The sequence below is a fragment of the Sorangium sp. So ce590 genome, from assembly GCF_051521365.1.
In the GTDB taxonomy this organism is placed as follows: domain Bacteria; phylum Myxococcota_A; class Polyangia; order Polyangiales; family Polyangiaceae; genus Sorangium.
In genome coordinates, this window is the sequence record NZ_CP150346.1 from 9,417,688 (window position 1) to 9,440,363 (window position 22,676).

General features: G+C 73.1%; 14 protein-coding genes and 1 pseudogene. 6 read left to right on the forward strand and 9 right to left on the reverse strand.

The genetic code is table 11. The features are described 5' to 3' along the window. The first annotated feature begins 154 nt into the window (after nucleotides 1-154). From WMF28_RS35620 to WMF28_RS35640, 5 genes and pseudogenes are all read left to right on the forward strand, one after another. Nucleotides 155-1,372, forward strand: coding sequence for a cytochrome P450 family protein (locus tag WMF28_RS35620; protein WP_437597983.1), 1,218 nt, complete (start codon nucleotides 155-157; stop codon nucleotides 1,370-1,372). A 383-nt stretch (nucleotides 1,373-1,755) separates the two neighbouring features. Beyond that, nucleotides 1,756-5,514, forward strand: a complete 3,759-nt coding sequence (locus WMF28_RS35625; RefSeq protein ID WP_437597984.1) for an AAA family ATPase — start codon at nucleotides 1,756-1,758, stop codon at nucleotides 5,512-5,514. A gap of 284 nt (nucleotides 5,515-5,798) precedes the next feature. Continuing rightward, nucleotides 5,799-5,906, forward strand: a pseudogene (locus tag WMF28_RS35630) (hypothetical protein); the annotation flags it as partial. 1,026 nt (nucleotides 5,907-6,932) lie between these two features. Then, entirely contained in the window at nucleotides 6,933-7,193 is a 261-nt protein-coding gene (locus WMF28_RS35635) for a hypothetical protein (protein WP_437597985.1), read from the forward strand. Between the two features lie 129 nt (nucleotides 7,194-7,322). After that, nucleotides 7,323-7,928, forward strand: a complete 606-nt coding sequence (locus tag WMF28_RS35640; RefSeq protein WP_437597986.1) for a hypothetical protein — start codon at nucleotides 7,323-7,325, stop codon at nucleotides 7,926-7,928. A 161-nt stretch (nucleotides 7,929-8,089) separates the two neighbouring features. On the opposite strand, the gene WMF28_RS35645 is transcribed toward WMF28_RS35640, so the two are convergent. The 8 genes from WMF28_RS35645 to WMF28_RS35680 all read right to left on the reverse strand — a co-directional run bounded on the left by WMF28_RS35645 (nucleotide 8,090) and on the right by WMF28_RS35680 (nucleotide 19,008). Continuing rightward, nucleotides 8,090-8,479, reverse strand: a complete 390-nt coding sequence (locus WMF28_RS35645; RefSeq protein WP_437597988.1) for a YidH family protein — start codon at nucleotides 8,477-8,479, stop codon at nucleotides 8,090-8,092. 41 nt (nucleotides 8,480-8,520) lie between these two features. Beyond that, nucleotides 8,521-9,237, reverse strand: a complete 717-nt coding sequence (locus WMF28_RS35650) for a molybdopterin-dependent oxidoreductase (RefSeq protein ID WP_437597989.1) — start codon at nucleotides 9,235-9,237, stop codon at nucleotides 8,521-8,523. Nucleotides 9,238-9,280: 43 nt separating this feature from the next. Beyond that, nucleotides 9,281-9,661 carry a dihydroneopterin aldolase gene (locus WMF28_RS35655; RefSeq protein ID WP_437597990.1) on the reverse strand — a complete coding sequence of 127 codons (381 nt, stop codon included), beginning with the start codon at nucleotides 9,659-9,661 and terminating at the stop codon, nucleotides 9,281-9,283. Nucleotides 9,662-9,785: 124 nt separating this feature from the next. Next, complete coding sequence (locus WMF28_RS35660; RefSeq protein ID WP_437597991.1) at nucleotides 9,786-10,094, reverse strand: hypothetical protein; 309 nt, start codon at nucleotides 10,092-10,094, stop codon at nucleotides 9,786-9,788. Between the two features lie 244 nt (nucleotides 10,095-10,338). Continuing rightward, the gene (locus WMF28_RS35665; RefSeq protein ID WP_437597992.1) at nucleotides 10,339-11,079 is read right to left on the reverse strand and encodes a Crp/Fnr family transcriptional regulator; all 741 of its coding nucleotides are present in this window, start codon (nucleotides 11,077-11,079) and stop codon (nucleotides 10,339-10,341) included. A gap of 102 nt (nucleotides 11,080-11,181) precedes the next feature. Further along, a complete protein-coding gene (locus WMF28_RS35670; protein ID WP_437597993.1) occupies nucleotides 11,182-15,186 on the reverse strand; it encodes a hypothetical protein in 4,005 nt (1,334 codons plus the stop codon). 64 nt (nucleotides 15,187-15,250) lie between these two features. Beyond that, the gene (locus tag WMF28_RS35675) at nucleotides 15,251-17,494 is read right to left on the reverse strand and encodes a hypothetical protein (protein WP_437597994.1); all 2,244 of its coding nucleotides are present in this window, start codon (nucleotides 17,492-17,494) and stop codon (nucleotides 15,251-15,253) included. A gap of 386 nt (nucleotides 17,495-17,880) precedes the next feature. Then, nucleotides 17,881-19,008, reverse strand: coding sequence for a vWA domain-containing protein (locus WMF28_RS35680; RefSeq protein WP_437597995.1), 1,128 nt, complete (start codon nucleotides 19,006-19,008; stop codon nucleotides 17,881-17,883). Nucleotides 19,009-19,352: 344 nt separating this feature from the next. On the opposite strand from WMF28_RS35680, the gene WMF28_RS35685 reads away from it, so the two are divergent. Then, complete coding sequence (locus tag WMF28_RS35685) at nucleotides 19,353-21,164, forward strand: PE-PGRS family protein (protein ID WP_437597996.1); 1,812 nt, start codon at nucleotides 19,353-19,355, stop codon at nucleotides 21,162-21,164. A gap of 23 nt (nucleotides 21,165-21,187) precedes the next feature. On the opposite strand, the gene WMF28_RS35690 is transcribed toward WMF28_RS35685, so the two are convergent. Further along, on the reverse strand, nucleotides 21,188-22,603 hold the full coding sequence (locus tag WMF28_RS35690) for a hypothetical protein (RefSeq protein WP_437597997.1): 1,416 nt from the start codon (nucleotides 22,601-22,603) through the stop codon (nucleotides 21,188-21,190). Between the last annotated feature and the right edge of the window lie 73 nt (nucleotides 22,604-22,676).

Here is a 22,676-nt window from a genome sequence, read left to right on the forward strand (position 1 = left end):
TTCAATGGTTTGTCGCCAGATCCGTCCGGGCGAGCGCGACCGCGTCGGCGCGGCTTGACGGCGCGTCGATCTCCACCATGCACTCCTCCTGACGCACGCGCCTGCGCACACGAGCATCGCCTCGAACGGCCGGGCGCGACGAGACGGGGGATCCATGGTCGACAAGGTCGCTTTTCCGGAGCTGTTCCGTCCGAGGGGCCGCGCCGAGCCGCACTCCATCTACGCGCGCATGAGGGACGCGGGGCGCATTCATCGCCTCATCCAGCCTCGCCTCAACGTGCCTGTCTGGACGGCCACGCGCTACGACGACTGCGTGGAGCTCCTCAAGGATCCGCGCTTGATCCGGGATTCCCGCAAGCTCCCCGCCGAGCTGCGCGCGGGTTACCGCCCGCTGGGCGATCGCTCGACCATGCTGAATCAGCACATGCTCGAGGCCGATCCGCCGGATCACACGCGGCTCCGGGGCCTGGTCCAGCGTGCCTTCTCCGTGAAGACGATGGAGGGGCTGCGCCCGCGCATCCAGGCGATCGCGGGCGAGCTCATCGACGCCGTGGCGGACCGGCGTCGCATGGAGCTCGTGGCCGACTTTGCGTTTCCGCTCCCCATCGCGGTGATCGCCGAGCTCCTCGGCCTCCCGCTCGAGGATCGCGGCCAGTTCCGCCGGTGGACCAAGATCATCCTCGCCGCCTCGACCGATCTCGCGCGCCTGGAGAGCGCGATGGCCGCCGTGGAGGAGCTCGAGGCGTACCTCGCGGCGCTCCTCGCGGCGCGCCGCAAGGCCCCGCGCGACGACCTGATCAGCGCGCTCCTGCTCGCCGAGGAGCGGGAGCACAAGCTGAGCCCGGCGGAGGTCACGAGCATGGTGTTCCTGCTGCTCGTCGCGGGCCACGAGACGACGGTGCACCTCATCGCGAGCGGCGCGCTGCTCCTGTTCTTGCACCCCGAGGAGCGGCGGCGGCTCGAGGCGGATCCCGGGCTCATCGGCTCCGCGGTCGAGGAGATGCTGCGCTGCGAGGGGCCGGCCGAGCTCTCGTCGATCCGCTGGGCGCTCGAGGACATCGAGCTGCTCGGCGCCCGCGTGCCGGCGGGAGAAGGGATCGTGGCGGGGCTCCTCTCGGCGAACCGGGATCCGGAGCACTTTCCGGATCCCGACCGCTTCGACATCGGCCGCTCGCCGAACCGGCATATCGCCTTCGGGAGCGGGATCCACTTCTGCCTGGGCGCCCCGCTCGCTCGCATCGAGGCGGCCATCGCCCTCTCGACCCTCCTCCGGAGGCTCCCGCGGCTCGAGCTCGACATCTCGCCGGACGAGATCGACTGGGGCGAGTGGGCCTTGCTCCGCGGCCCGGCGGCGGTGCCCGTGGCGTTCTGAGGGAGGGCGACCCGGCGCAGGCCTCGTCGGGATGAGGCGTGCAGCCCGCGAGGAGGCTCCGCGCCCCGGGGAGACTGGCGGCAGGAGGCCGGCGATGCCCCGCGATGAGCCAGCAGCGAAGCGCTCGCCGAGGTGCTGCTCGGCAAGGCGCCGCGCCGCGGCTCGTGGCGCGCCTTCCTGCATGCGCCCGTGACGCAGCACCGCTGAGCCGGGCGCTCAGCGCTGCACGCCCGCCACTTCCAGCGCAGCCCGCCCGTCATTTCAGCGGGCGGGCTGCGATCGCGCCGCGTCGCGCCGCGAGAGCGCCTTGACAGCGCGCGGAGGTTTCGCACTTGCTATCCGTTCAGGGGAGGGCACAGCCCCTGCGTTCGTCGGGCGGCCTCGTGAAGATCCTAGAGCTCCACCTCCTCGCGTTCGGTCCCTTCACGGATCTCCGGCTCGACTTCTCCTCGCCGTCGCCGGGCCTCCACGTCATCTACGGCCCGAACGAGGCCGGCAAGAGCACCGCGCTCCGGGCGATCCGCGGCCTGCTCTACGGGATCCCGCACATCACGCCCGACGCCCACCTGCACCACAACACCGATCTCCGCGTCGGCGGACGGCTCGCGGGCAGGGGCGGCGCGGCGCTCGCGTTCGTCCGCCGCAAGGGGCGCGTGAAGACGCTCCGCGACCCGGAGGACAACCCCCTCGACGACGCCGCGCTCGCGCCGGTGCTCGGCGGCGTGACGGAGGAGCTCTTCCGGACCTCCTTCGGGCTGGACCACGAGACGCTCCGGCAGGGCGCCGAGGCCCTGCTCCAGGGCAAGGGCGACGTCGGCCAGAGCCTGTTCGGCGCGGGGCTCGGCGGCCCGGGGCTGCAGCAGCTCCTCGCCAAGCTGCGCCAGGAGGCGGACGAGATCTTCACGCCCCAGGCGAGGACCCGCCCGCTCAACGAGGCGATCAAGACCTTCGAGGAGGCGCGCAACCGCGCCAAGACCGCCGCGCAGCCGCCCGCGGACTGGACGCGCAAGCGGCAGGAGATCGACGAGGCCAGGGCCGAGCAGGAGCGCGTCGACGCGGAGCTGCGCGCGCTCCGGGCGACCGACAAGCGGCTCCGGCGCGCGCTCCGCGTGCTCCCGCTGCTCGAGGCGCGGCGCGCGATCGTCGGCCGGCGCGCCGCCCTCGGCGACGTCGTCCTCCTGCCCGAGGGCGCGCAGCGCGATCGCGAGGACGCGCAGGATCGCGCCGCCGACGCGGCCGCCCAGGCGGAGCGGCTCCGCGCCGACATCGAGGAGCTCGAGGCCCGCCACGCCGCGCTGCACGTCCCCGCGTCGCTCGCCGAGCTCGATCCGGGCGTGATCGACGGCCTCGTGACCCGGCTCGGGAGCCACCGCAAGGCCGCCGTCGACCTGCCGCGGGTCCGGGCGGAGCTCCACGGCATCGAGGAGGAGGCGCGCGCGATCCTCCGCAGGCTCGGGCGGGACGCCTCGCTCGTCGGCGGCGCCGAGCCCGAGCGGCTCGAGGCGATGCGCGTCGACGTCGCGACCGAGGCGCGCATCAAGAAGCTCGCCCGCGAGCGCGGCGCGGCCCTGGCCAAGCCGCGCGAGGTGGAGCGGCTGCTCTCGGCGCACCGCGCGCGGCGCGACGCCTGCGTGCGCCGCCTCGCCGAGCTGCCGCCGGGCGAGGACCCCGCCCCGCTCCGGGGCGCGCTCTCGCGCGCGCAGAAGCAGGGCGACCTCGATCACCGCCTCCGCGAGGCCGCCGCCGCGGCGGCGCAGCTCGCCCGCGAGGCCGGCGCGCAGCGCGACCGGCTCGGCCTCGGCGGCGCGCCGCCGAGGCGGGCGCTCTCCGCCGCCGAGGCGAGCGCCCTGCCCGTCCCGCTCCCCGAGACGGTCGACCAGGCGGCGGCGCAGTGGGGCACGATCGCGCGCGAGCGCGAGCGGCTCGGCGAGCGCTCCGCCGAGGTCGAGGCGCGCCTGCGCGAGAGCGCGCGCGAGATCGACGCCCTCCAGCGCGCCGGCGCGGTGCCCACGGAGGCCGATCTCTCCGAGGCGCGCGAGCGTCGCGACGCCGTCTTCAAGGCGCTGCTGCGCGCTCTCCAGGCGAAGGGGAGCGCCCGCGCGGCGGCGGCGATCCACACCGCCTCGCTCTTCGATCTGGGCGCCGACGTGGCCGCCTCGCCCGGCGCCGGGCGCAGGCCGCCGCTCGCCGCGCCGGGCGAGGCGGCCGCGCGCGGGAAGGCCGACGAGTACGCCGAGCTGGTCCGCGTCGCCGACGCCCTGGCCGATCGGCTGCGCCGCGAGGCCGACCGGGTCGCCCGCCTCGCGCGGCTGCTCGCGGACAAGGCGCGGGCCGACGCGGATCAGGCGCAGCTCGCCGCGGAGCGCGCCGCGCTTTCGCGCCGCACGGAGGAGGCCGAGGCCGCGTGGCTAGAGCTGTGGCGGCCCGCGGGCGTCGCGCCGCGCTCGCCCGAGGAGATGCGCGGCTGGCTCGGCCGCTACGTGGGCCTGACCGCCACGGTCGACCGGCTGCGCGCGGCGGAGGCGGAGGCCGAGGCGCTGCGGGCCCGGATGCAGGCGCACGCGGCCGAGCTCCACGCGGCGCTCCAGGGCGCCCGCGCCGCGTCGGGCGGCGCGCGCGGGGACGTCGCGGACGCGGCGGGCTCGGTCGCCGGCGGGCTCGGACCGCTGGAGGACGCGGCCGCGCGCCTCCCGGCGCTCGTCGAGGCGGCGGAGCAGGAGCTCGCGGCCATCGAGGGCGCGGCCCGCGAGCGCCGCGAGCTCGCGCGGGAGCGCAAGGAGCTCGAGCGCGAGCTCGAGGACCTCGAGCGGGAGCGGGCCGAGCACGCGCGCGCGCTCGATGCGTGGCGGGCCGAGTGGGCGGAGAGCGTGCGGCTGCTCGGCTTGCCCGGCGACGCCTCCGCGGACGAGGCCACGGCGATCCTCGACGAGCTCGGCGCGCTGTTCCGCAAGGCGGACAGCGCGGCCCACGAGCGCCGCCGGGTGCTCGGGATGGAGCGCGACGCCGGGGCGTTCGCGGCCGACGTCGCGGAGCTCGCGGCCCGGCACGCGGCGGATCTGGCCGAGCTGCCCGCGGATCAGGCCGCCGATCAGCTGATCAAGCGCCACCACAAGGCGCGCGCCGATCTCCGCGAGCGCGGCGAGATCGCGCAGCGCCTGGCCGAGAAGCGCCGCGAGCGGGACCAGCAGGAGGCGCGCCGCGCGGCCGCCGAGGCGCGCCTCGCGAAGCTGTTCGAGGCGGCGGGCGTCGCGCGCGCGGGCGACGCCGCCGCCGACCTCGCGGCGCTGTCCCTGGCGGAGGAGCGCTCGCGCGAGGCGCGCCGCCTCGACCGCGAGCTCGTCGAGAACGAGGGCAAGCTCCTCGAGGCGGGCGAGGGCGCGGGCGTCGCGGCGCTGGAGCAGGAGACCGCGGGGGCGGAGCGGGACGCGCTCGCGCTCGAGCTCGACCGCGCGGAGGAGCGGCTCGCGGCGCTGGAGGACGAGCGGCGCCGGATCGACCGGGCGCTCGGGAGCCTGGAGCAGGAGCGCGAGCAGCTCAGGGCGACGGTGGGCGCCGCCGAGGCCGCCGTGGAGGCGCAGATCTGCCTCTCGCACCTGCGCGGCGAGGTGCGCCGCTACGTGCGGGCGCACCTCGCCGCGGTGCTGCTCGAGCGCGAGATCGAGCGCTACCGCGAGCGCAACCAGGGCCCGATCCTGGCGCGGGCGAGCGCGCTCTTCCATCGCCTGACGCTGGGCGCCTTCGCCGGCCTCCGGGTGGGCTACGACGAGAGCGAGCAGGCGATGCTGCGCTGCGTCCGCGCGGCCCCGCCGCCGCCGGCGGACACCGCGGCGGAGCCTGCGAAGGCGCCGGTGCAGCGCGAGGTGGACGTGAGCGGCCTGAGCGACGGCACGCGCGACCAGCTCTACCTCGCGCTGCGCCTCGCGAGCCTGGAGCACCACGCCCGGACGGCCGAGCCGATGCCGCTCATCCTGGACGATCTCCTGATCCATTTCGACGACGACCGCGCCCGGGCGGCCCTCGCGGTGCTCGGCGAGCTGACGGCGACGACGCAGGTGCTGTTCTTCACGCACCACGCGCGGCTCTGCGAGCTCGCGCGCGAGGCGGTGCCGGCCGAGGTGCTCCGCGAGCACCGGCTGCGGTGAGGGGGCCTCTCGCGTCGAGCTCCACCGGGGCCGCGCGCGTGTTCGCGCTCCACCGCATAGGAGTCACGGCGCGGTTAGCTTGAACTCCGGGAACCCGGTCCATGCCGCGTCGAGCCACGAGAGCCGGCCACCGTCTTCATAGTTGACGAGCATCGCCGGAATCAAGAGCACCTGACGCTGGCGGCGGAGCTGGGCAAGTTGCAGGCGCGGGCGCTCACGCCGCTGCTGTCGCGCACCACCTCGCGGCGCGCTACGGCTACTCCCCCGCAATCGACCTCGACCGCGTGCGCGCCCGCATCGCCACCACGCTCTCCGCCTTCGCCACCCGCCTCGATGGAAGCCGCGACTACCTCGATGGCGACCGCCCGAACGCGCTCGACGCCTACGTCGCCACCTTCCTGACCCCCTCTGCCCGATCCCGGAGAGCGACTGCCCCCGCCTCCAGCCTTTGCTCCGCCAGGCCTTCGGGACCGCGCGCGAGGAGATCGGCGACGCCGTGCCGCGAGCGCTCTTCGACCACCGGAGCCGGAGGTACGAGCGCCACCTCGGCTGGCCGATCGAGATCTGATTGTCGTGCGCGACGCCGAGGCAGATGCGGTCCGGGGTCCACAGATCGCGCGCGGACGCCCAGCGCACGAGCCGCTGCCAGGCCTCGCTGACGCCCCCGCCAGGGCCATAGGGGCCGACGCTCCGCACATAGGCCCACGTGGTAGCTCGGCAGCGTCCTCACGGTCACGTTCATGATCTCCTCCTCGTCTCGACGGGCATCGGCGTCCGACGAGGAGGCATCTTGCTCGGCCGCGCACGCCGCTGTTTTGCCTGGCTTACGCGCGACCTCACCCGGCTTGTGATCCGCGCCAGCTGCTCGGGCGATAGGAACGACCCGATCCGGATCGGCCCATGACCGCGGCATGTCACGGCGACCTATCCGCCACTGCACGCTCGACCGTGACCTGTCACGGTCGAGCGCCGTGGCAACAATGGGACCGTCAACGTCACCCAGACCGAGCGCTGGTTCGTCAGCACCAACCAGACGGCGTATGGCGGCATCCAGATCGGAGAGTGGGGCAACGGCACCTTCCTCGCGGGCACTGCGCACACCCGGAGCGTCCCAATAACGCTGCCGCCGCTCGCGGTCGGCACCTACTTCGTGTTTCATGCCGTCGACGTCCTGAACGTCGCGTCAGAGACCCGAGAGGATGATAGCGTCGTACGCGAAGCATTCGTGCTCGAGGTGATCTCATGCTGAACCGATCTCTTGACTTCAGCTTCAAGGCCGGTGCCGTTCTCGCCCTCGCGTCTGCACGCGGCTGCTCCGACGCCGGTCCTCGGGCCGCGGGCTCGCCCGGGAGCAGATCGCTCGGGCGAGCGTCGACCTGAAGCGCCGGCCCCCGTCGGAGGGCACAGGCATCGTCAGCGTGAGGCTGGACAAGGAGGCGCTGCAAATCGCAGACGCAAGCAGCGTCTCCTTCTCCCTCGGCAGCGCCCGGACCGTGAGCGGCACCGTCAGGACGCCGGACGGCACGGCGGAGTTCTCCGGCAAGTACGTCCTGATGTGCTGGGTGCCCCCGAATTCTTTAGGGAAAGCGGAGAACGGCACCGGCAGCGGCGGCGTCGAGCGACTCCAGGACGGCGATTTCGAGTCTCCCTTCTGCAAGCAGGTGGCCCACCTGCGGTGACGGGCGCCTGCGCTGCGGGTAGGCGCGTCGCGCTCCGACAGGCGCACGAATCCGACGATGTTGCCTGTCGAGCGCGCTCGTGGCCATGCTAACATTGGCGCGCAACGAGGTTCGTTGCGGAGGTGAACCATGCACGGTCGATTGAATTCCGTTTTTATTGTAGCGTTCTCGCTATTTGCCAGCGCTTCGTCGCTCGGATGTCTCAGCACCGCGTATGATCCCGTGGGGGAGCCACCTTACGTGGCCGAGGCCGAGCTGCATATCACCACGCGCGATGGCTCTCTCTTCGAGGGAGGTCCGATGGACATTCGACTCATGGAGAACGGCGGGCCGACGGCACAAGCCTTGATAAGCGCCCGGGCAGACGACGGACGGGTGTGGTCTGCCGTCATGGGGCTCTCCCTCGATCAGGTCTCCGGAGCGACCGTCGAGTTGCGCCACGAACCGCTGTCGGAGGGAGCAGGGACAGTCAGCTTCGGGGAGGCCGAGGCGCCTCAGCACGTGGAATCCGGCACGCTCTCTTTCTCGCTGGAGAGCGGCCGGACCGTCCGAGGAGTCGCAGACATCTCGCCTCAGGACGCCTCGGCGGAGTTCGAGGGCCGGTACAATCTGTCGTGCTGGGTGCGCCCAGAGTCCCTGGGCCAGCCGCGCAACGGGGAGGGTGTCGGCGTCGAGCAGATCCAGGACGCCGAGTTTGCGTCGCCTTTCTGCAGCCCCATGGCACACCTGCGCTGAGGAAGACGGGCGGGACAGAGCCCAACCCGAGCAGCCAGGGCGAGGAGCCGATTTCAGAAGCTACCGCTCACTCCTTTCCCTCGGGACCAACCTTGCCTGGTGCACGCTTTGCGCCGAGTTCTATTCATCATTCTTTTTTGTGCCTTTGCGCCGAATTCTACTCACGACGTGAACAGCCAGGCCATGCTCGCCGCGCCGATCAAGAAGATCGCGGCCGTGAAGATCAGGATCGCCGTCCTGTCGGGCCGGTAAGCCCCGCGCTCGATATCGCTGTACGCCCTCAGATACCGCACCGCGGCCCACGCCATCAGCGCCATCCCGAGCAGGACCATCCCCGCGCCGAGGCCGACGACCTCGCGCAGCAACGACCGCGACCCGGCCTGCGCGGCCCCGGGCGCCGTCTCCAGGAAGTACAGGCTGAACCTGTTGAGCGTGATACCGAAGCTGAGCAGCGCGATCGCCGTGCGCACATAGGCGAGGTGCGTCCGCTCGTTGGCCATGTGCTCCCGCGCGTAGGCCTCTGTCCGTTTCACGCTCTCTTCGATGGGCATCGTGGACTGCCCTCCTCACCGCACCGCGCGACAGCCGCTCATTACCGGCTGTACCGGTCGTCGAACCACGGATACGCCGTGTTCGAGTAACCGCGGACCTCCCAGAACCCCGGCCGATCCACCGCGCTGAACGTGATTCGCTGGATCCACTTCGCGCCCTTCCAGGCGTAGAGCTGGGGCGCGATCATCCGCACCGGGCCGCCGTGCTCGCGCGGCAGCGGCTCGCCCTCCCAGGTGTGGACGAGCAGCACGTCGGGCAGCATCGCCTCCTCGAGCGCGACGTTTGTCGTGTAGGGGGTCTGGGTGCCGGGCGCGATGTCGCTCGCCTCGATCAACACGAAGCGCGCTTCCGGGAGCGGGCGCGCGCGGTCGGCGAGATCGGCGAACCGGACGCCGATCCAGTGATTGTCCATGCGGCTCCAGGTGGTCACGCAGTGGAAGTCCGACACGTCGAGCGTCTGCGGCAGCTCCATGAACTCCTCCCAGGAGTAGGTTCGCGGCGCCTCGCACAACCCGTCGACCCGGAGCTGCCAGCGCTCAGTCGGGATGTCCGGCGTGTCGCCGAGGTCGAGCACCGGCCAGTTCTTCACGTCGCGCTGCCCGACCGGCAGCTTCGGCATCCCGTGCCGGTTCGGCGGCCCGCTGCCCGCCGGCGCGACCCCGGCGAAGACGCCCTTGCCGCGCGCCGCCTGCCGCTCGGCGAACGCCTGCCTTCGCTCGATCAACGGCCTCGTCCGCTGCCCTCCGTCGTTCCCCATGACATGACCATGTCGACGACCCGACACGCCCGCAAGCCCGGGCTCACCCGCCCCTGCGCCCCGAGAGCTCCACCGAGGCGGAGTCCACCGACACCGAGGTCGGGGGGCCAAACTTCTTCACCTGAACGGTGACGCGGAGGGCCGGTGTGTCGTCGAGCACGCACGCGATGATGCGCTCGGCGAGCGTCTCGAGCAGCTTGTACGAAGCGCTCGTGCCCGCCTCGACGACGAGGCTCGCCAGCCTGTCGTAATCGAACACGCGCGCTCGCGCGTCGGCGCGGGGCAACAAGGCGACCGGGAGCTCCACCTCCAGGCACACCGCGAAATCCTGGGGCAGATCGCGCTCGGCGCGCGACGCGCCGTGCTTGGCGCGAAAACGGATGCCGTCGAGGCGGATCCTATACGTCTGGATCTCAGACTCCATCAGCGCCCCCTAGCATGCCTTCCGGCCGGCTTCCGCCGAAGGATGCGCGGCCGTGGGCTCGCCCGCTCGCGGTGGCCCTCCCGGCGCGCCCGCGCGCGGCCGCCGCGCGCGGGCCGCGGCCCCGTCAGAGAGGCCGCTTGAAGCACACGGCGTCGATCTTCGCGGCGAGCTCGCTGCGCAGGAACTGCACCGGCTCCCAGCCCTCTTGACCGAACCGCTTGAGGACCGGGTTCCATCCGGACCCGCTGGTCACCTCGAGGACCTGGCTGTCGCTGACCTGCGCCGTCTCGGCATCCACGCACCGCACTTCCCATCGGGGCGGATCGGTCCCTGCGTGCACCGGCGGCACCAGGAAGCGCGGCGCGATGTACGACGCGGAGCAACCGAAGAGAAACGCGACGGCGATGGCTGTCCCGGAGCTGAGCTTCGGCATGAGCAATCCTTTCCTGCGAGGTCGACTCGCGAAGGCGTATCGGCGCTTCGTGCGCCACGTCAACAAGGAACGGCGCGCGCGGGGGCGCGAGGAGCGGCAGACCGCCGCGCATGTGCCGCGCGCAATGACCGAGGATCTCGCCGCTCGCGCCACCTCCGGCGCCATGGGCACAGGACCCCGCAACGCGCGGCGGGCTGACCCCGCCCGGAAAGGACGCCAGCCCGGCGGCGCGAGCCGACCCGCCCTACCGCTTGCGGGCGAGCGCCTCCCGATCCTTCACGATGAGCCGCCGCCCGGCCACGTCGAGCACCCCCTCCTTCCGCAGCGCCCCGAGCGTCAGCGTCACCGTCTCCCGGGTCGAGCCGATCACCTGCGCGATCTCCGCGTGCGTGATCGGCGCCGAGATCAGCGTCCCCCGAGGCGTCGGCACGCCCCAGCGCACCGCCGCGTGCAGGAGGAACTCGGCCAGCCGCCCCCCCACGTTCTTGAACAGCATCGACTCGATCCGGTCCTCGGTCTCCCGCTGCCGCGCGACAAGCAGCGCGAACACCGCCCCCCCGAACCCCGGGTGCTGGGCGCAGAGCTCGCGGATGAGCGCGAGCGGCACCCGGACCACCTCGGCCTCGTCCATCGCGATGGCGCGCTCGGTCCGCGTCTCCAGCCCGCCGAGGCACGACTCGCCGAGCACGTCGCCCGTGCCGCGGTAGCTGAGCGGGAACGCGGCGCCCGCGTCGTTGACGCGCTCGACGCGCGCCCGGCCCCGGCCGAGCACCACGAGCGTGTCCGCAGGGGCGCCCTGCTCGAAGATCGCCGCGTCGGACGCCACCACATCGAGCACGGCGGCGTCCGTGACCGCGTCCCGCACCGCGCGGTCCACCTGCGCGAAGAGCGAGGAGAGCCGGAAGGCGCGCGCCACCCGCGCCTTCACGGGATCAGTCGGATGGCGCCCGGCATCCGGCGCGTACTGGGAATCCAGATCGCTCACAGGGTGAGCAAAAGCGTAATCCATGCTGCGTAGGTTGGCACACAGGAATCCCCTGGAGCCGGGGCGCTCTTCGCGCTGGCGTGAGGCGAGCGGGCGCCGCGCTCAGCGTCCGTCGCGGTCGAGCCGGACGACGATGTCCCGGTCGAGCGCGCCGTCCGCCGCGCGGGCGAACTGCTGGAACCGCGGGTAGGCGTCCGGCTGCACGCGGCCCGCAGGCAGCTCCAGGAAGCGGTCGAGGAGCAACGCGCCGCTGTCGAGGCGATCGTTCACCCGCACGGTGCGCCCGTCGTTGTCCGCCGCAAACGGAGCGAGCCGCGTGGCCACGCGCGCGCCCGGGGGGAGCTTGACGCGGAGCCGCACCTCCGAGCGGGTCGCGATCTGCTCGGACAGGTAGAGCGGCGTCTCCCGGACCGGCAGGCTGGCGAGGATGGCGACGCGCACGCCGAAGGGGGGCGAGAGCACGAGCTCCGGCCCCTGCGCGCGCGCGAAGCCCGCGGCCGCGATCTTCATCTTCAGGGTGAGCGGCCGGTCGATCTCGGTCAGCTCCTTGACCTGGATCTCCTGGAGCCGCGCCCCCGGCACCATCTGCGGCAGGAGCCGCGACTCGACAGCGTCCCTGAGCTGCGCGTCGGGGAGCGACTCCAGGGCCGAGCGCAGCGCGATCGCGAGCTTGCCCTCGTAGCGCTGCTCGATCGCCAGCGACGCCGAGCCGTCCCTGGCCACCTCGGCGACGCCCTCGGTGACCACGCCGTCGTGCGCGCCGGACGAGGGCGTCACCTCGCGCGGCGCCCCGGGCCGCAGCACGATCGCCGGCTGCCCGCGGAGGGAGCTCGGCAGGTAGCCGTACGGCGCGAACTTGTCGCGCACGAACATCCAGCGGACCGCGCTCGCGCCGGGCTTGTCTCCGGTGTCGATGCGCACCGCGAGCGCGTTGAACGTCTCGGCCTCGCTCATGGGCCCGCGCGGCGGCGCGGTGAGCCGGTCGCTCACGATGCCGTAGCCGGCGTCGATCCCGACCAGGCGGCACAGGTAGAGGAACGCCTCGGTCCGGTTGCCGCTCTTGCCGATGACGACGCGGCGGCCGTCGTTCTCGCGCCCCTCCTCGACGTTGGCGAGCACCCACCGGTAGATGCGGCGCGCCTGCTCGTCCTTCGACGGCGCGGCCTCGACGCCCGCGCCCGCCGAGCGGCGCGCGGCGGGCGCGCCGGAGGCGCCGGGCGAGAGCGGCGTCCGCGCGATCGACCGCGCGATGCGCACGAGCCGCGGGTCGCGCGGCGTCTCGTCGGCGGCCGCGTCGACCATGCGCGCGATCGTGCTCTCCAGGCGGATGCCCCAGCCGACGCGGAGGTTCGGCAGGAACTCCGCCATCGGCGCGCTCGCCGGCTCCTCCGGGAGCGCGGGGCTCTTGTCGACCCGGTAGCGGCGGGTGACGAGCGCGCCGGACTCGACCATCTCCGGGGCGGGGACCGGGCCGGAGACCTCCACGTCGAGGGGCCGGCTCTTCGGCGACACGATGATGAACTCGCTCCGCCAGTAGGGGACCTTCTCCTCGCGGAAGAACCAGCGCGGCCCCTGGAACGTGAGCCCGCCCTGGCCGTCGCCGCGCAGGACGAACAGGTTCTCCACCTCGATGTAGTCGCCCACCTCGAGGTGCGGCATCGTCACGGTCGGCTTGTCCTCGATGAACTCCGGCTCGTGGATCGACCCGTCGCGCTTGACCGTGCGGAGCTTGAGCACGAGCCCGTCGGGCACGCGCTGCTCGGCGTGCTCCTGGATCGCCTCGCGCGACTGGATCCGGATGATCTCGTGCTGGAGCATCCGCGCCGAGCCGTCCTCGTGGACCCACATGGCCGCGTAGTCGAGCACGCGCGCCGCGGTGCCGGGCATGACCTCGCCCGAGGCCTCGTGCTCGACGATCACCTTCTTCGAGTCGAGCCGGTAGGGGCTGAGCTCCGTCGTGCCGTCGAGCAGCTCGATCGCGTCGCGCAGGCCCGCGGTGTCGGCGCCGGTGCGGATCGCCTCGATGAGCGCCTTCTGGAGCGCGCCGCGCTCTCCCCGGGCGAAGCGCGCGTCGGCGAGCGCGAGGCGCGCGTCCGCGTCGTCCGGCGACTTCGCGAGCGCGCGCTCGAGCTGCTCGAACGACTCGGCGCGCTTGCCGGCGCGGGTCAGGAGGTCGGCGATGCGCAGCGCGATGTCCTTGCGGTCCCGGCGGGCGGAGCCGAGGCGCTCGAGCTCCTTGATCGCCGCCGCGTAGTCGCGCCGATCGATCGCCCGCTCCAGCTCGATCTCGGCGTCGGGGTCGAGCCCCCGGATGCGCGCGGCGAGCGCGTCCGCCTGCGCGACGTGCCCGTCGGCGTCGTGGATGCGGAGGAGCGCGCCCAGCACCTCGACGTCGTCCGGGAAGCGCGCGGCGGCCTCCTTCACGGTGCGGACCTGCTCGACGCGCCAGCCGAGCCGCGCGTACATCGCGGCGAGCGTCTTCAGGAGGTCGGGCACCTCGCGAAATCGGTCGGCGAGGGCCTCGATGCTGCGGGTGACCTCGGCCAGGCCGGCCTTGTCGGCCTCCTCGAGCGCGAGCAAGAAGCGGGGGTACCAGAGCTCCGGATCCTTCGCCGCGGCGCGGGCGCGCACGTCCTTCACGAGGTCGCGCCCGTCGGACGGCGGGAAGATCGGGTCCTTCTCGAGGAAGACGGCCTGCGCCGCGAGCGCGGGGCCGGTGGCGCGCGCCGGATCGGCCACGAGCGGCTCGATCAGCACCGCGCTCACGTCGTCCTGGCCCTCGAGGTGCGCGATGGTCGCGGCGAGGTACCGGGAGATCGGGTCCTCCACGTCGCGCTCGGGGGGCGGCGCGCCGCGCAGGCCGAGCGCGCGCGCCACCTTCGGCGCGGGCTGCGGCGGCACCCCGAGCGCGGTGAGGAACGGCTCGATGGGGTTGGGATCGGGGAGGACCTCGGGCGGAAAGAGCGAGGTGGGGGGCGTCGGGTCGGCGGACGTGGCCACGCCGAGGGGCGTGCCGTCCGGCGCGAGCAGCCGGATGGAGGTGTTGCCGCCCGCGACGCGGGCGAGGATGCGGTGCCGGCCGGGGCCGAGGCGCAAGCGCGCGCCGAACCGGGGCCAGATGCCCCACTGCTTCGTGTCGCGCGTCAGGACCTCGACGTCGTCCACGCGGATGGCGAGGGCGCCCTGGACCGCGATGATCAGCTCGCGCTCGGCGGGCAGGTCGACGAAGGTCTCGACGTAGAAGATGCCTCCCCTGGCGCTGCCCTCGCCGCGCGCGTCCGGCGTGACCGCGGAGAGCTGGCAGCCGCGGCGCTCGGCGCCGAGCACGCGCGGCGCGTCGGCGCGGCGGGGATCGCGCGGGAACACGGGCGGCCAGGGGCCGGCGCGCTCCGCCTCGTAGCGCACGCGGTGGTCGCTCTCGGCCAGGTGGCCGAACGGGCCGGCGAAGCGGGCGTCCTCGATGCACCCGTATTGGCGCGCCGCGAGGTCGATGAGCGGCACGGCCGGCGCGGCCCCGGCGCCGCCGGCGTTGCCCGGGCGCGCCGCGGCGGCCACCTCGTCGGGCAGCCCCTCGAGGCTCCACCACTCGACGAGCTCGCCCCGCGCCCGCCAGCCGAGGTTGCCGGGATGATCGATGGCGCGCAGGACGACCTGGCGGGACTTCTTCCAGAGGCCCACGACGCTGGATCGCAGCCCGAGCAGGTGGTTCGCGGCGAACCAGCCCACGAGGGGGGCGTCCGGGTGCGCGCTCACCCGCGCCGCGTCCAGCGCCTCGAGGTAGGCCGTCGCTGCGCGCGCGTTGCGGCCGTGCGCCTCGTCGTCGATCGCGCGCCCCAGCGACGCGAGCAGGGTCTTCGCGCCGATCCCGTCGAGGCGCTTGCGCGCCGCCTTGACCCCCGCGGGCGTGCCGCCTGGGACGAGGAGCTCCCCGAGCAGCCAGCGGCCGACGACCTCGCCGTCGGTCGAGTGCGCGCCGGCGTCGCGGAGCGAGGCGATGGGGTCCGGCGCGCGGGGCGCGGTGACCGCGCCGCAGGCGCCGAGCGCGAGGGCCAGGGTGGCGGCGCCGGCGAGCCGGAGGAGCGTCGAGAGGGGGCGAGGTGCGCGCATCGGCTCGGTCCTTAGCGCGAGGGACTGCGCGCGCACAGGTCCGCCCCGATCCAGGCCGCGGGGCTCACACGCCGGCTTCGACGGCGCTGGCGACCTGCTGGAGGAGCACCGCCTGCTCGATCACCTCGGGCGGCACCCCCAGATCCTCGCGAACCGCGCCCGCGCCCTCGCGCACCACGCTGACATCCTGGCCCGCAGCGCCCGCGGCCTCGCCCGCCGCGCCCGCGGCCTCGCCCGCAGCGCCCGCGGCCTCGCCCGCCGCGCCCGCATCCGCCTGCTCGGCCGCCCGGCGCAGCGCCGCGATCTCCGCCTGCGCCGCGATGAGCGCCTGCTCGAGCTCCTCGTGGAGCGCCGGGGGTGAGCCGGCCGTGCCGCGCGCCTCGGTCAGCTCGCGCTCGAGCTGCGCGATCTTCCAGGTCGCGGCGTGCGCGTCGGCCTCGCTCGCGGCGGCGCTCCGCGCCAGGGCGTCGAGCTGCTGCCGCAGCGCCTCCACGGCGTCGCCCGGCCCGCCGGCCCCCGGGAGCGTCCCGCCCGGCTCGCCGCCCGCAGCCTGGCCCGGACCGCCTCGCTCGGCCGTGGCCGACGTGAAGACCGTCCCGAGCTCGTCGACGAGCTCCTTGCCCACGCGCTCGCTCTCGCGCAGCTGCGCCTTGAGCGACGCGATGACGTGGCCCCGGTCGCGGAGCGCCGCCTCCAGGCTCGCGATCTCGGCGGCCGCCGCCTCCCCCGCGTCGCGCTTCTCCAGCTCGGCCGCCCGCCGCTCCAGGACGACGACGCTCTGCTCGAGCTCGACGATCCGCGCCTCGAGCAGCTGCCGACGCGCGTCGAGGGCGCTCCGCTGCTCCTCCAGCGCGCGGTTGTCCCGCTCGAGCCGGTCCGCGCGCTCCTTCAGCCGATCTCGCTCGCGCGCGAGCTCGGCGCGGGCGGCCTCGTGCTCCTCGTGCTTCGCGGCCGCGCGCCGCGCCTCCTCCAGCGCGCGCTCGCCCTCCTGGGCGCGCCTGCGCGCGGTGTCCCGCTCCGCCGTGATCTTCGAGAGCTCCCGCCGCGCCCCTGCGGCGGCCGCCTCGAGCTCCTCCACGCGCGCCGCGAGCGCCGGGTTCGGCGCCGCGACGGCGGGCCTCGCCTCGAGCTCGGCGATCCTGACGCGCGCGGCATCGAGCTCGGCCGTCGCTGCGTCGAGGCGGTCGCGGGCGCCGGCGATCTCGGGCTTGTTGCGGATCATGCCGAGCTCGAGCTCGACCTTGGTCCGCACCCGCTTCTCGTCGTCGAGCTGCTTGGAGAGCCGGGTCGCGCGGTCGCGCTGGCCGCGGAGCTCCTCCTCCATGTCGCGGATCTGGTGCGCCAGGCGCTCGGCCCGGACGTGGGTGTCGCCCGCCCTGGCCTCGACCTCCCGCAGGCGCGCTCCTCGCGCCTCGAGCTCGGCCTCCGCCTCGGCGAGGCGCGCGGCCGTGGCGACCGCGCTCTCGGCGCGGGTCCCGGCGTCGTTGCGGTCGCGCTGGTGCCGGGTGCGCAGCTCCGCGAGCTCGCCCCCGAGCCGCTCTGCGCGGCCCTCGGCCTCGGTGAGCGCCTCGACCGACGGGCCCGCGGCCGCGACCGGAAAGCCGGCGAACGGCAGCTCGATCACGGCGAACGCGTCGAGCCGCGGCAGGCGCTCGCCGGCCACGGCGATGAACCATTCCGGCTCCTCGGAGCCGTCGAGGATCGACGTATCCACGCTGACCTCGGGCTCGCCCTTCGGCGCGAACTCCGCGACCGTGTAGCCGACGAACGGCGCCTGGCCGACCATCCGCACCTGCTTGAACTGGAGCGCCACGAGGTCGTAGAGCGCGTAGTAGCCGGGCGCCGCGCCGCGCCGCGCGCCCGCCGGGAGCAGCCCCCGGGCGACGTCCGGGTTCGGCGACGCGATGACGGCGGCGCCGTTCGCGGCGGTGAGGCGCCGGGCGCGCCGGAGGATCTCGGCCGGGTCGCTGAAGATCGAGAGGTCGGGGATGACGAGGGTGTCGAAGGCGCCGTCACGCACGCCGAGGTCGCCGTCGAACACGGCGAAGCTCGGGTGCGGCTGCCGGGAGCTCGCCGATCGCGCGAGCTTCTCCGCGACGCGCGCGGCGTCCGGATCGTAGGCGTGGACGAGGCGGGCTCCGCGCTGGAGCAGCCGGTCGGCGAGGCCGATGGTGGCGTCCCCCAGGACCGCGACCCGCCGGCCGCGCACGAGCGGCTCGAGGTACGCGCTCAGCACCAGAGCGGGGTGGAGCGCAGCGGGGGCGGCGGGCCGCGGCGAGCCGGCGGCGGGGGGGGACTCCATCGTCATGGTCCCGTCCTCTTACGGCGCTGGGGGCCGGGAGTCCACAAAGCGCAGTGCAGGGTTGCAACGACGCGCCTGCCGCGCCGGGAGCCCGCCCTGCGCCTCGCGCCCCACATCCCGGCGCTTTCGTGCCCCCGCGCTCCCCCACGGGCCTTGACCCCCCGCGCGCGAGCCCAGCGCCCCATCCACCTCGACCCGCGGCGCCCCTCGTCCATGACGCTCTGCGTCTTTCACGCCCGGCCCCCGTTCGTCGCTCCCGATGTAATCTCCACAACAAGTGCGCGTCGCGCTCTGCCCTGTTCGCGCTCTGCTCTGCGCGGTTCTCGCGGTTGGTCGCGGCGGGCTCGTTCGATGATGCGTGCAGCGGGCTCAGCCGATGATGGGGTGCGCGCTCAGCGGAGCACGGTCTCGCAGCCGAGCAGGATCTGGATCTTCGCAGCGGACGCGTTCCTCGCGGCGTCGCAGGTGTCGGGGCACAGCACGAGCGCCGTGGGCGAGCTCGGGTTGTCGTAGCGCCAGCCTGGACCGTCGCAGCCGGGGCGCTGCGGCAGGATCTCCTGCGGCGCGCCGCCGAGCCCGAGCAGGACGTTGACGTCGTTGAACGCGATCTGCCCGCCGGCCACCTGGGAAGGGACCTTGTACTCGCACGGGAGCACCTGACCCGTCACCTTCGCGAGCGCGTTCTGGAACTCGACAGCGATGTTGGTTGCCGCGACGAGGATCGCGGCGTCGGTGCCTCCGGCGGCCGCGATCTGGTTGGCGATGCTCTGGTCGACGCCCGGGAGCCCGATCACGAAGGTGCGCACCGGGGGGCGGTAGCGCTCGCCCGCCGCCGCGAGCGCCGCGATGGCGGCCGGGTCCTCCGGATCGGCGCTGCCGCACCGGGCCGCGGGCCCCTGCGGCTTCCCGTCGGTGACGAGCAGCACAGCAGAGGCCTCGCCGGGGTTGTTCTGCGCCACCTCGATGCCCTGGAGCAGCGCGCCCCCCAGCGCCGGATAGATGGGCGTGCTCAGGCCGTTCGGCTCTTCGTCCTCGATGGCCTCGACGATCGCGCCCGCGCTGTCCGGCAGCGGACCGAACGGGACGAGCGGCGCCTTGTAGGCGTTCTGATCGCAGGCCGGCACGGCGTCCGCGGCGCGCGGGAAGAAGCGCAACGCCACGTGTACGCCGGCGAACCTCGCGCTGTTCACGAACGCCGTCAGGCCGACCTTGGCGCTATCCCACTTGTCTCCCGCCATGGAGGAGGATCTGTCCATCATGATGTAGAGATTGAGCGGGACGGCGATCGCCTCCTCGGTGACGAGCCCGCAGGCCGCGTCCGGGTCGGGGCGGGTATCGATGGGCGCGTCGCCAAACAACTCTCCATCCGGATCGACGGTTCCGCCCGAGCCGGCCCCTTCCGACGAGGACGATACGGAGCCGATCCCCGAGTCCGGGGCGCAGGCGCCGTGGAGCCCGGCGGCGGCAGCGAGCCCGAGCAGAGAGGTGAGCGAGAGGCGGTGGAGCGGTTCAAGGCGCATGGGGTGCTGGCGGACGGCAGGGACGGCACGGAGCCCGGGCAGGAGCGCAGACTCAGACTACCCGACTCAGTGGCACGCGCGAGGGGCGAATCGCGGGATCGTGAGCTGGCTCGCCGGCGCAGCGCTATCGGTGTGTACGGCACGGAACCATCGGTGTGTACGGCACGGAACCATCGGTGTGTACGACACGGCACCATCGGTGTGTACGACACGGCACCATCGGTGTGTACGACACGGCACCATCGGTATGTACGACACGGCACCATCGGTTCATGGGCTCGTTGGGGATTACCGTCATCGCGATAAAGTCTTTCCGAAAAGCGCGCGAAGGTGCAGAATTAAGCATGCGCGTTCGCTCCCTCCTCGGAACGGCCTCTGTGCTTGCGATGCTCTCCGCGCTCGGCTGCGCCGAGAGCAGCTCGATCGACGGTCCCATCGGGCCGGTCTCCGGCACCGGCGGCGGCTCCGGAGCGGGCGGAGCGCCTTCCGCGAGCGGCGCCACAACGACATCATCGAGCAGCAGCGCGGCTGTCACGGGCGGCACGAGCGGCGCTGGCGGGGGCGAAGGCGGCGCGGGTGGGGAGGGGGGCAGCGGAGAGGGGGGCGGTGGGGGCGAGGAAACCGATCCTTGCGCGATGGGGTGCCTCCCGGGCACGCACGACGTGGACGGCAACCCGCTCACGGGCGAGTGCGGCTGTGAGTACGCGTGTACGCCGACCCCGGCGGGCGAGGCGGGCGAGGATCCGATCGACGGTGATTTCGTCGACGACAACTGCGATGGCGGCGACGGGCTCGTGGAGCAGTGCGTCTACGTCTCGGCGGCGATCGGAGATGACGCCAACAGCGGGACGCGCACGTCCCCGGTGCAGACGATCGCCGCGGCCATCCAGGTGGCGCGGGATGGTGCGGTGCCGGCGGTCTGTCTCTCCGGCGAGCTCTATGAGGAGTCCGTCACGGTCGTGTCCGGCATCAGCATTTATGGTGGATTTGATCACGAAGATCCCGATTTCAAGTTCCGGAGGACTCCCTCGGTGACGACGACGGTGCGCGCACCGGGCACCGTGTTCCACGCGCCGGCGATCGAGCAGCCGACGCACATCGAGGGGATCAGGATCGAGGCGCTGAGGGCGACGTCGCCGGGCACGAGCACCTATGGAGTGCGGCTCGGCGGGGGGCGCGAGCAGCTCTTCGTGCGGTACAACATCATCGACGTGGAGGGCGGTCGAGACGGCGCCGCGGGGGCGAACGGGACGGCGCACTCGGCGGGGACGGCGACGGCAGGAAATGTGGGGGAGGTCGGCTGCGACGCATGCAGCAGCTATGGATACGGAGGCGCGCAGACCACGTGCACCGAGTTCGGCGGCGCCGGCGGCCGGGGCGGCTACAACAATGGCACTGGCTCCACGGGCTCACTGGGGAGTGGCGGCGCGGCAGGTGGTCCGGGAGGCGCTTCGTCACGCGAGTGCGGTCCCAATAGCGCGGGAGGCGGAACCGGCGTGGCGGGTGCGGTTGGGCTGCAAGGAACGCCTGGCGCCGGGGGAGCGAGCCTGGGCACCATCGCCTCGGGCATCTACCAGCCAGCGAGGGGTACCAACGGGCAGAACGGGGCGATTGGCCGCGGCGGCGGCGGCGGCGGCGGCGGCGGCGGCGGCTCGTGCGGGGTCGGATGCTTGTGCTATGAAGATCGCGGCGGAGGCGGCGGCAGCGGTGGATGCGGCGGACTCGGTGGCCGCCCCGGGCACGGTGGCGGAGGAGGCGGGGGAAGCTTCGGTATCTTTGCGGTGGGCGGACGGGTGGTCGTCTCCGGCAACGTCATCACGACCGGCGCGGGCGGCGACGGCGGTCGAGGCGGGAACGGTGGTGCGGGCCAGCTCGGAGGGAGCGGGGGCATGGGTGGCTCGGCCCGCGAGGACTCCGGCGGCGGCGGCACCGGTGGCAAGGGCGGCGACGGCGGCGCCGGCGGCCCCGGCGCGGGCGGCGGGGGCGGCCCGAGCGCCTGCCTGGCGCGGTCCGGCAGCGTGGTCTTCACGTTCGCGGACAACAGCTGCACGACCGGCACGCCCGGCTTCCGCGGCGAGGGCGGCACGAACACGAGCGGCGGCACCGGGGGGCCAGGGCGGAACGGGATGGCGGCGGCGAATCTGCAGATCAACTGACCAGCGTCGCGCCGCTCGGAGACCTATCTCCCAACCCGGCCCAGGTCGAACTTCGTCACAACGGCGCTGAACTCGCCCGGAGCCACGACCTTCGTCTCATCGCCAAAATCCAGCGTTCCGTCGTTGAGCCCGACGGCCACGAGAGCATTCGTCCCCGGATCCGTGTCGATGCCGACCACCGCTTGCCCTGTCGCAGCATCACCGAAACGCCTGCTCCAGAGGTGCGCTCCGCCAGCGCTCAGCTTCGCGACGGTCCAGTCCCGGTCCTGTCTGCCGCCGAGCGGCCCGCCCCCGAAGTCGACGGCGCCTGCGACCCCGGCGCCGAGCACGATGTCTCCGGCAGTGTCGGCGGCAACGTGAACCCCGAACGGCCAAATAGACTCGACGTCCGATCCACTAAAACCTGACTTGGGCTCCACAGCTAACTGGGACGAATCATCGCCGAATCTCAATGACCACAGGTGGTTCCCCGCGGACGAGAGCTTCACGAGCAGGATATCCGAGTCCGCCGGCCCGCTGGTCTGCTGGGTGCCTCGGGCCCCGTGGGTTTTGACGGCGATCGCTCCTGCGAGAGCCCCAGCCACGAGGATATCCCCTCGCGCATCGACGTCGATGTCAGTCACCCAGGCATTCCCCTCTCCTTGGAGGCCAACGGTCCAATCCCACTCCCCTGTGGACGAGAGCTTGAGCACGAAAGCTCCAGCCCCCGACGGGCTCGGGCCGATGCTCCTGTCGAAGCCGGCGTCGGTGAATCCCGTGAACCGGCCCCCCACGACGATGTTACCGCCGGGGTCCACCGCCACCGCCTTGGCCTCGAGGCTCGTCGTCGCCGTGGTGTATTCAGGGTCGCCCAACCGCAAGCTCCAAAGCGGATTACCCGTCTCGCCGTCCAACTTCACGACAAAAGCGTCCTTCGAGGATGCAGTCGTCAGGGTCGACGAACCCAGGCTTACCTCGCGGCTGAAAGAGCCGACCAGAACCACGTCGCCGTCGGGCGTAGCCGCCGAATCCAGGACAACGAGGCGACCCGTGCCCGTGAACAAGTTGCGCCCCCAGCTCAACTTGTTGTCGGACGAGAACCTGGCCACGAAGCAACCATCCTCTTCGAGAGTGGGCGCCGTGATGGAATTGCCAGCACCAAACTCGATCGCGTCCTCGTACAGGCCCGACAAGACGACGCTGTCGTCAGGCAGCACCGAAAGACGCGATCCCAACGCACCATCCAAGGCGTTCACCCGCAGCCACCGGCTGAAGGCATGGCTACCGTCCGGCTTCAGCTTGGCGAGAAAGAAAGCGAAGTCAGACGATATCAACGGCGGACCCCCGAAACCAGTGGTACCTTGAAAGACTCCTGAGAGGAGGATGTTTCCCTTCGAGTCGAGCCGAGCGCTCTCTGGAAAGACCAACTCATGGCTCCCGAAGTTCTTCGCCCAGAGCACTCCTGAGCACGAATCTTCGTCGCAGTCCTCGAACTCATTGAGGCCCAGGACCTGAGCGCACGAAGCAGTGCCC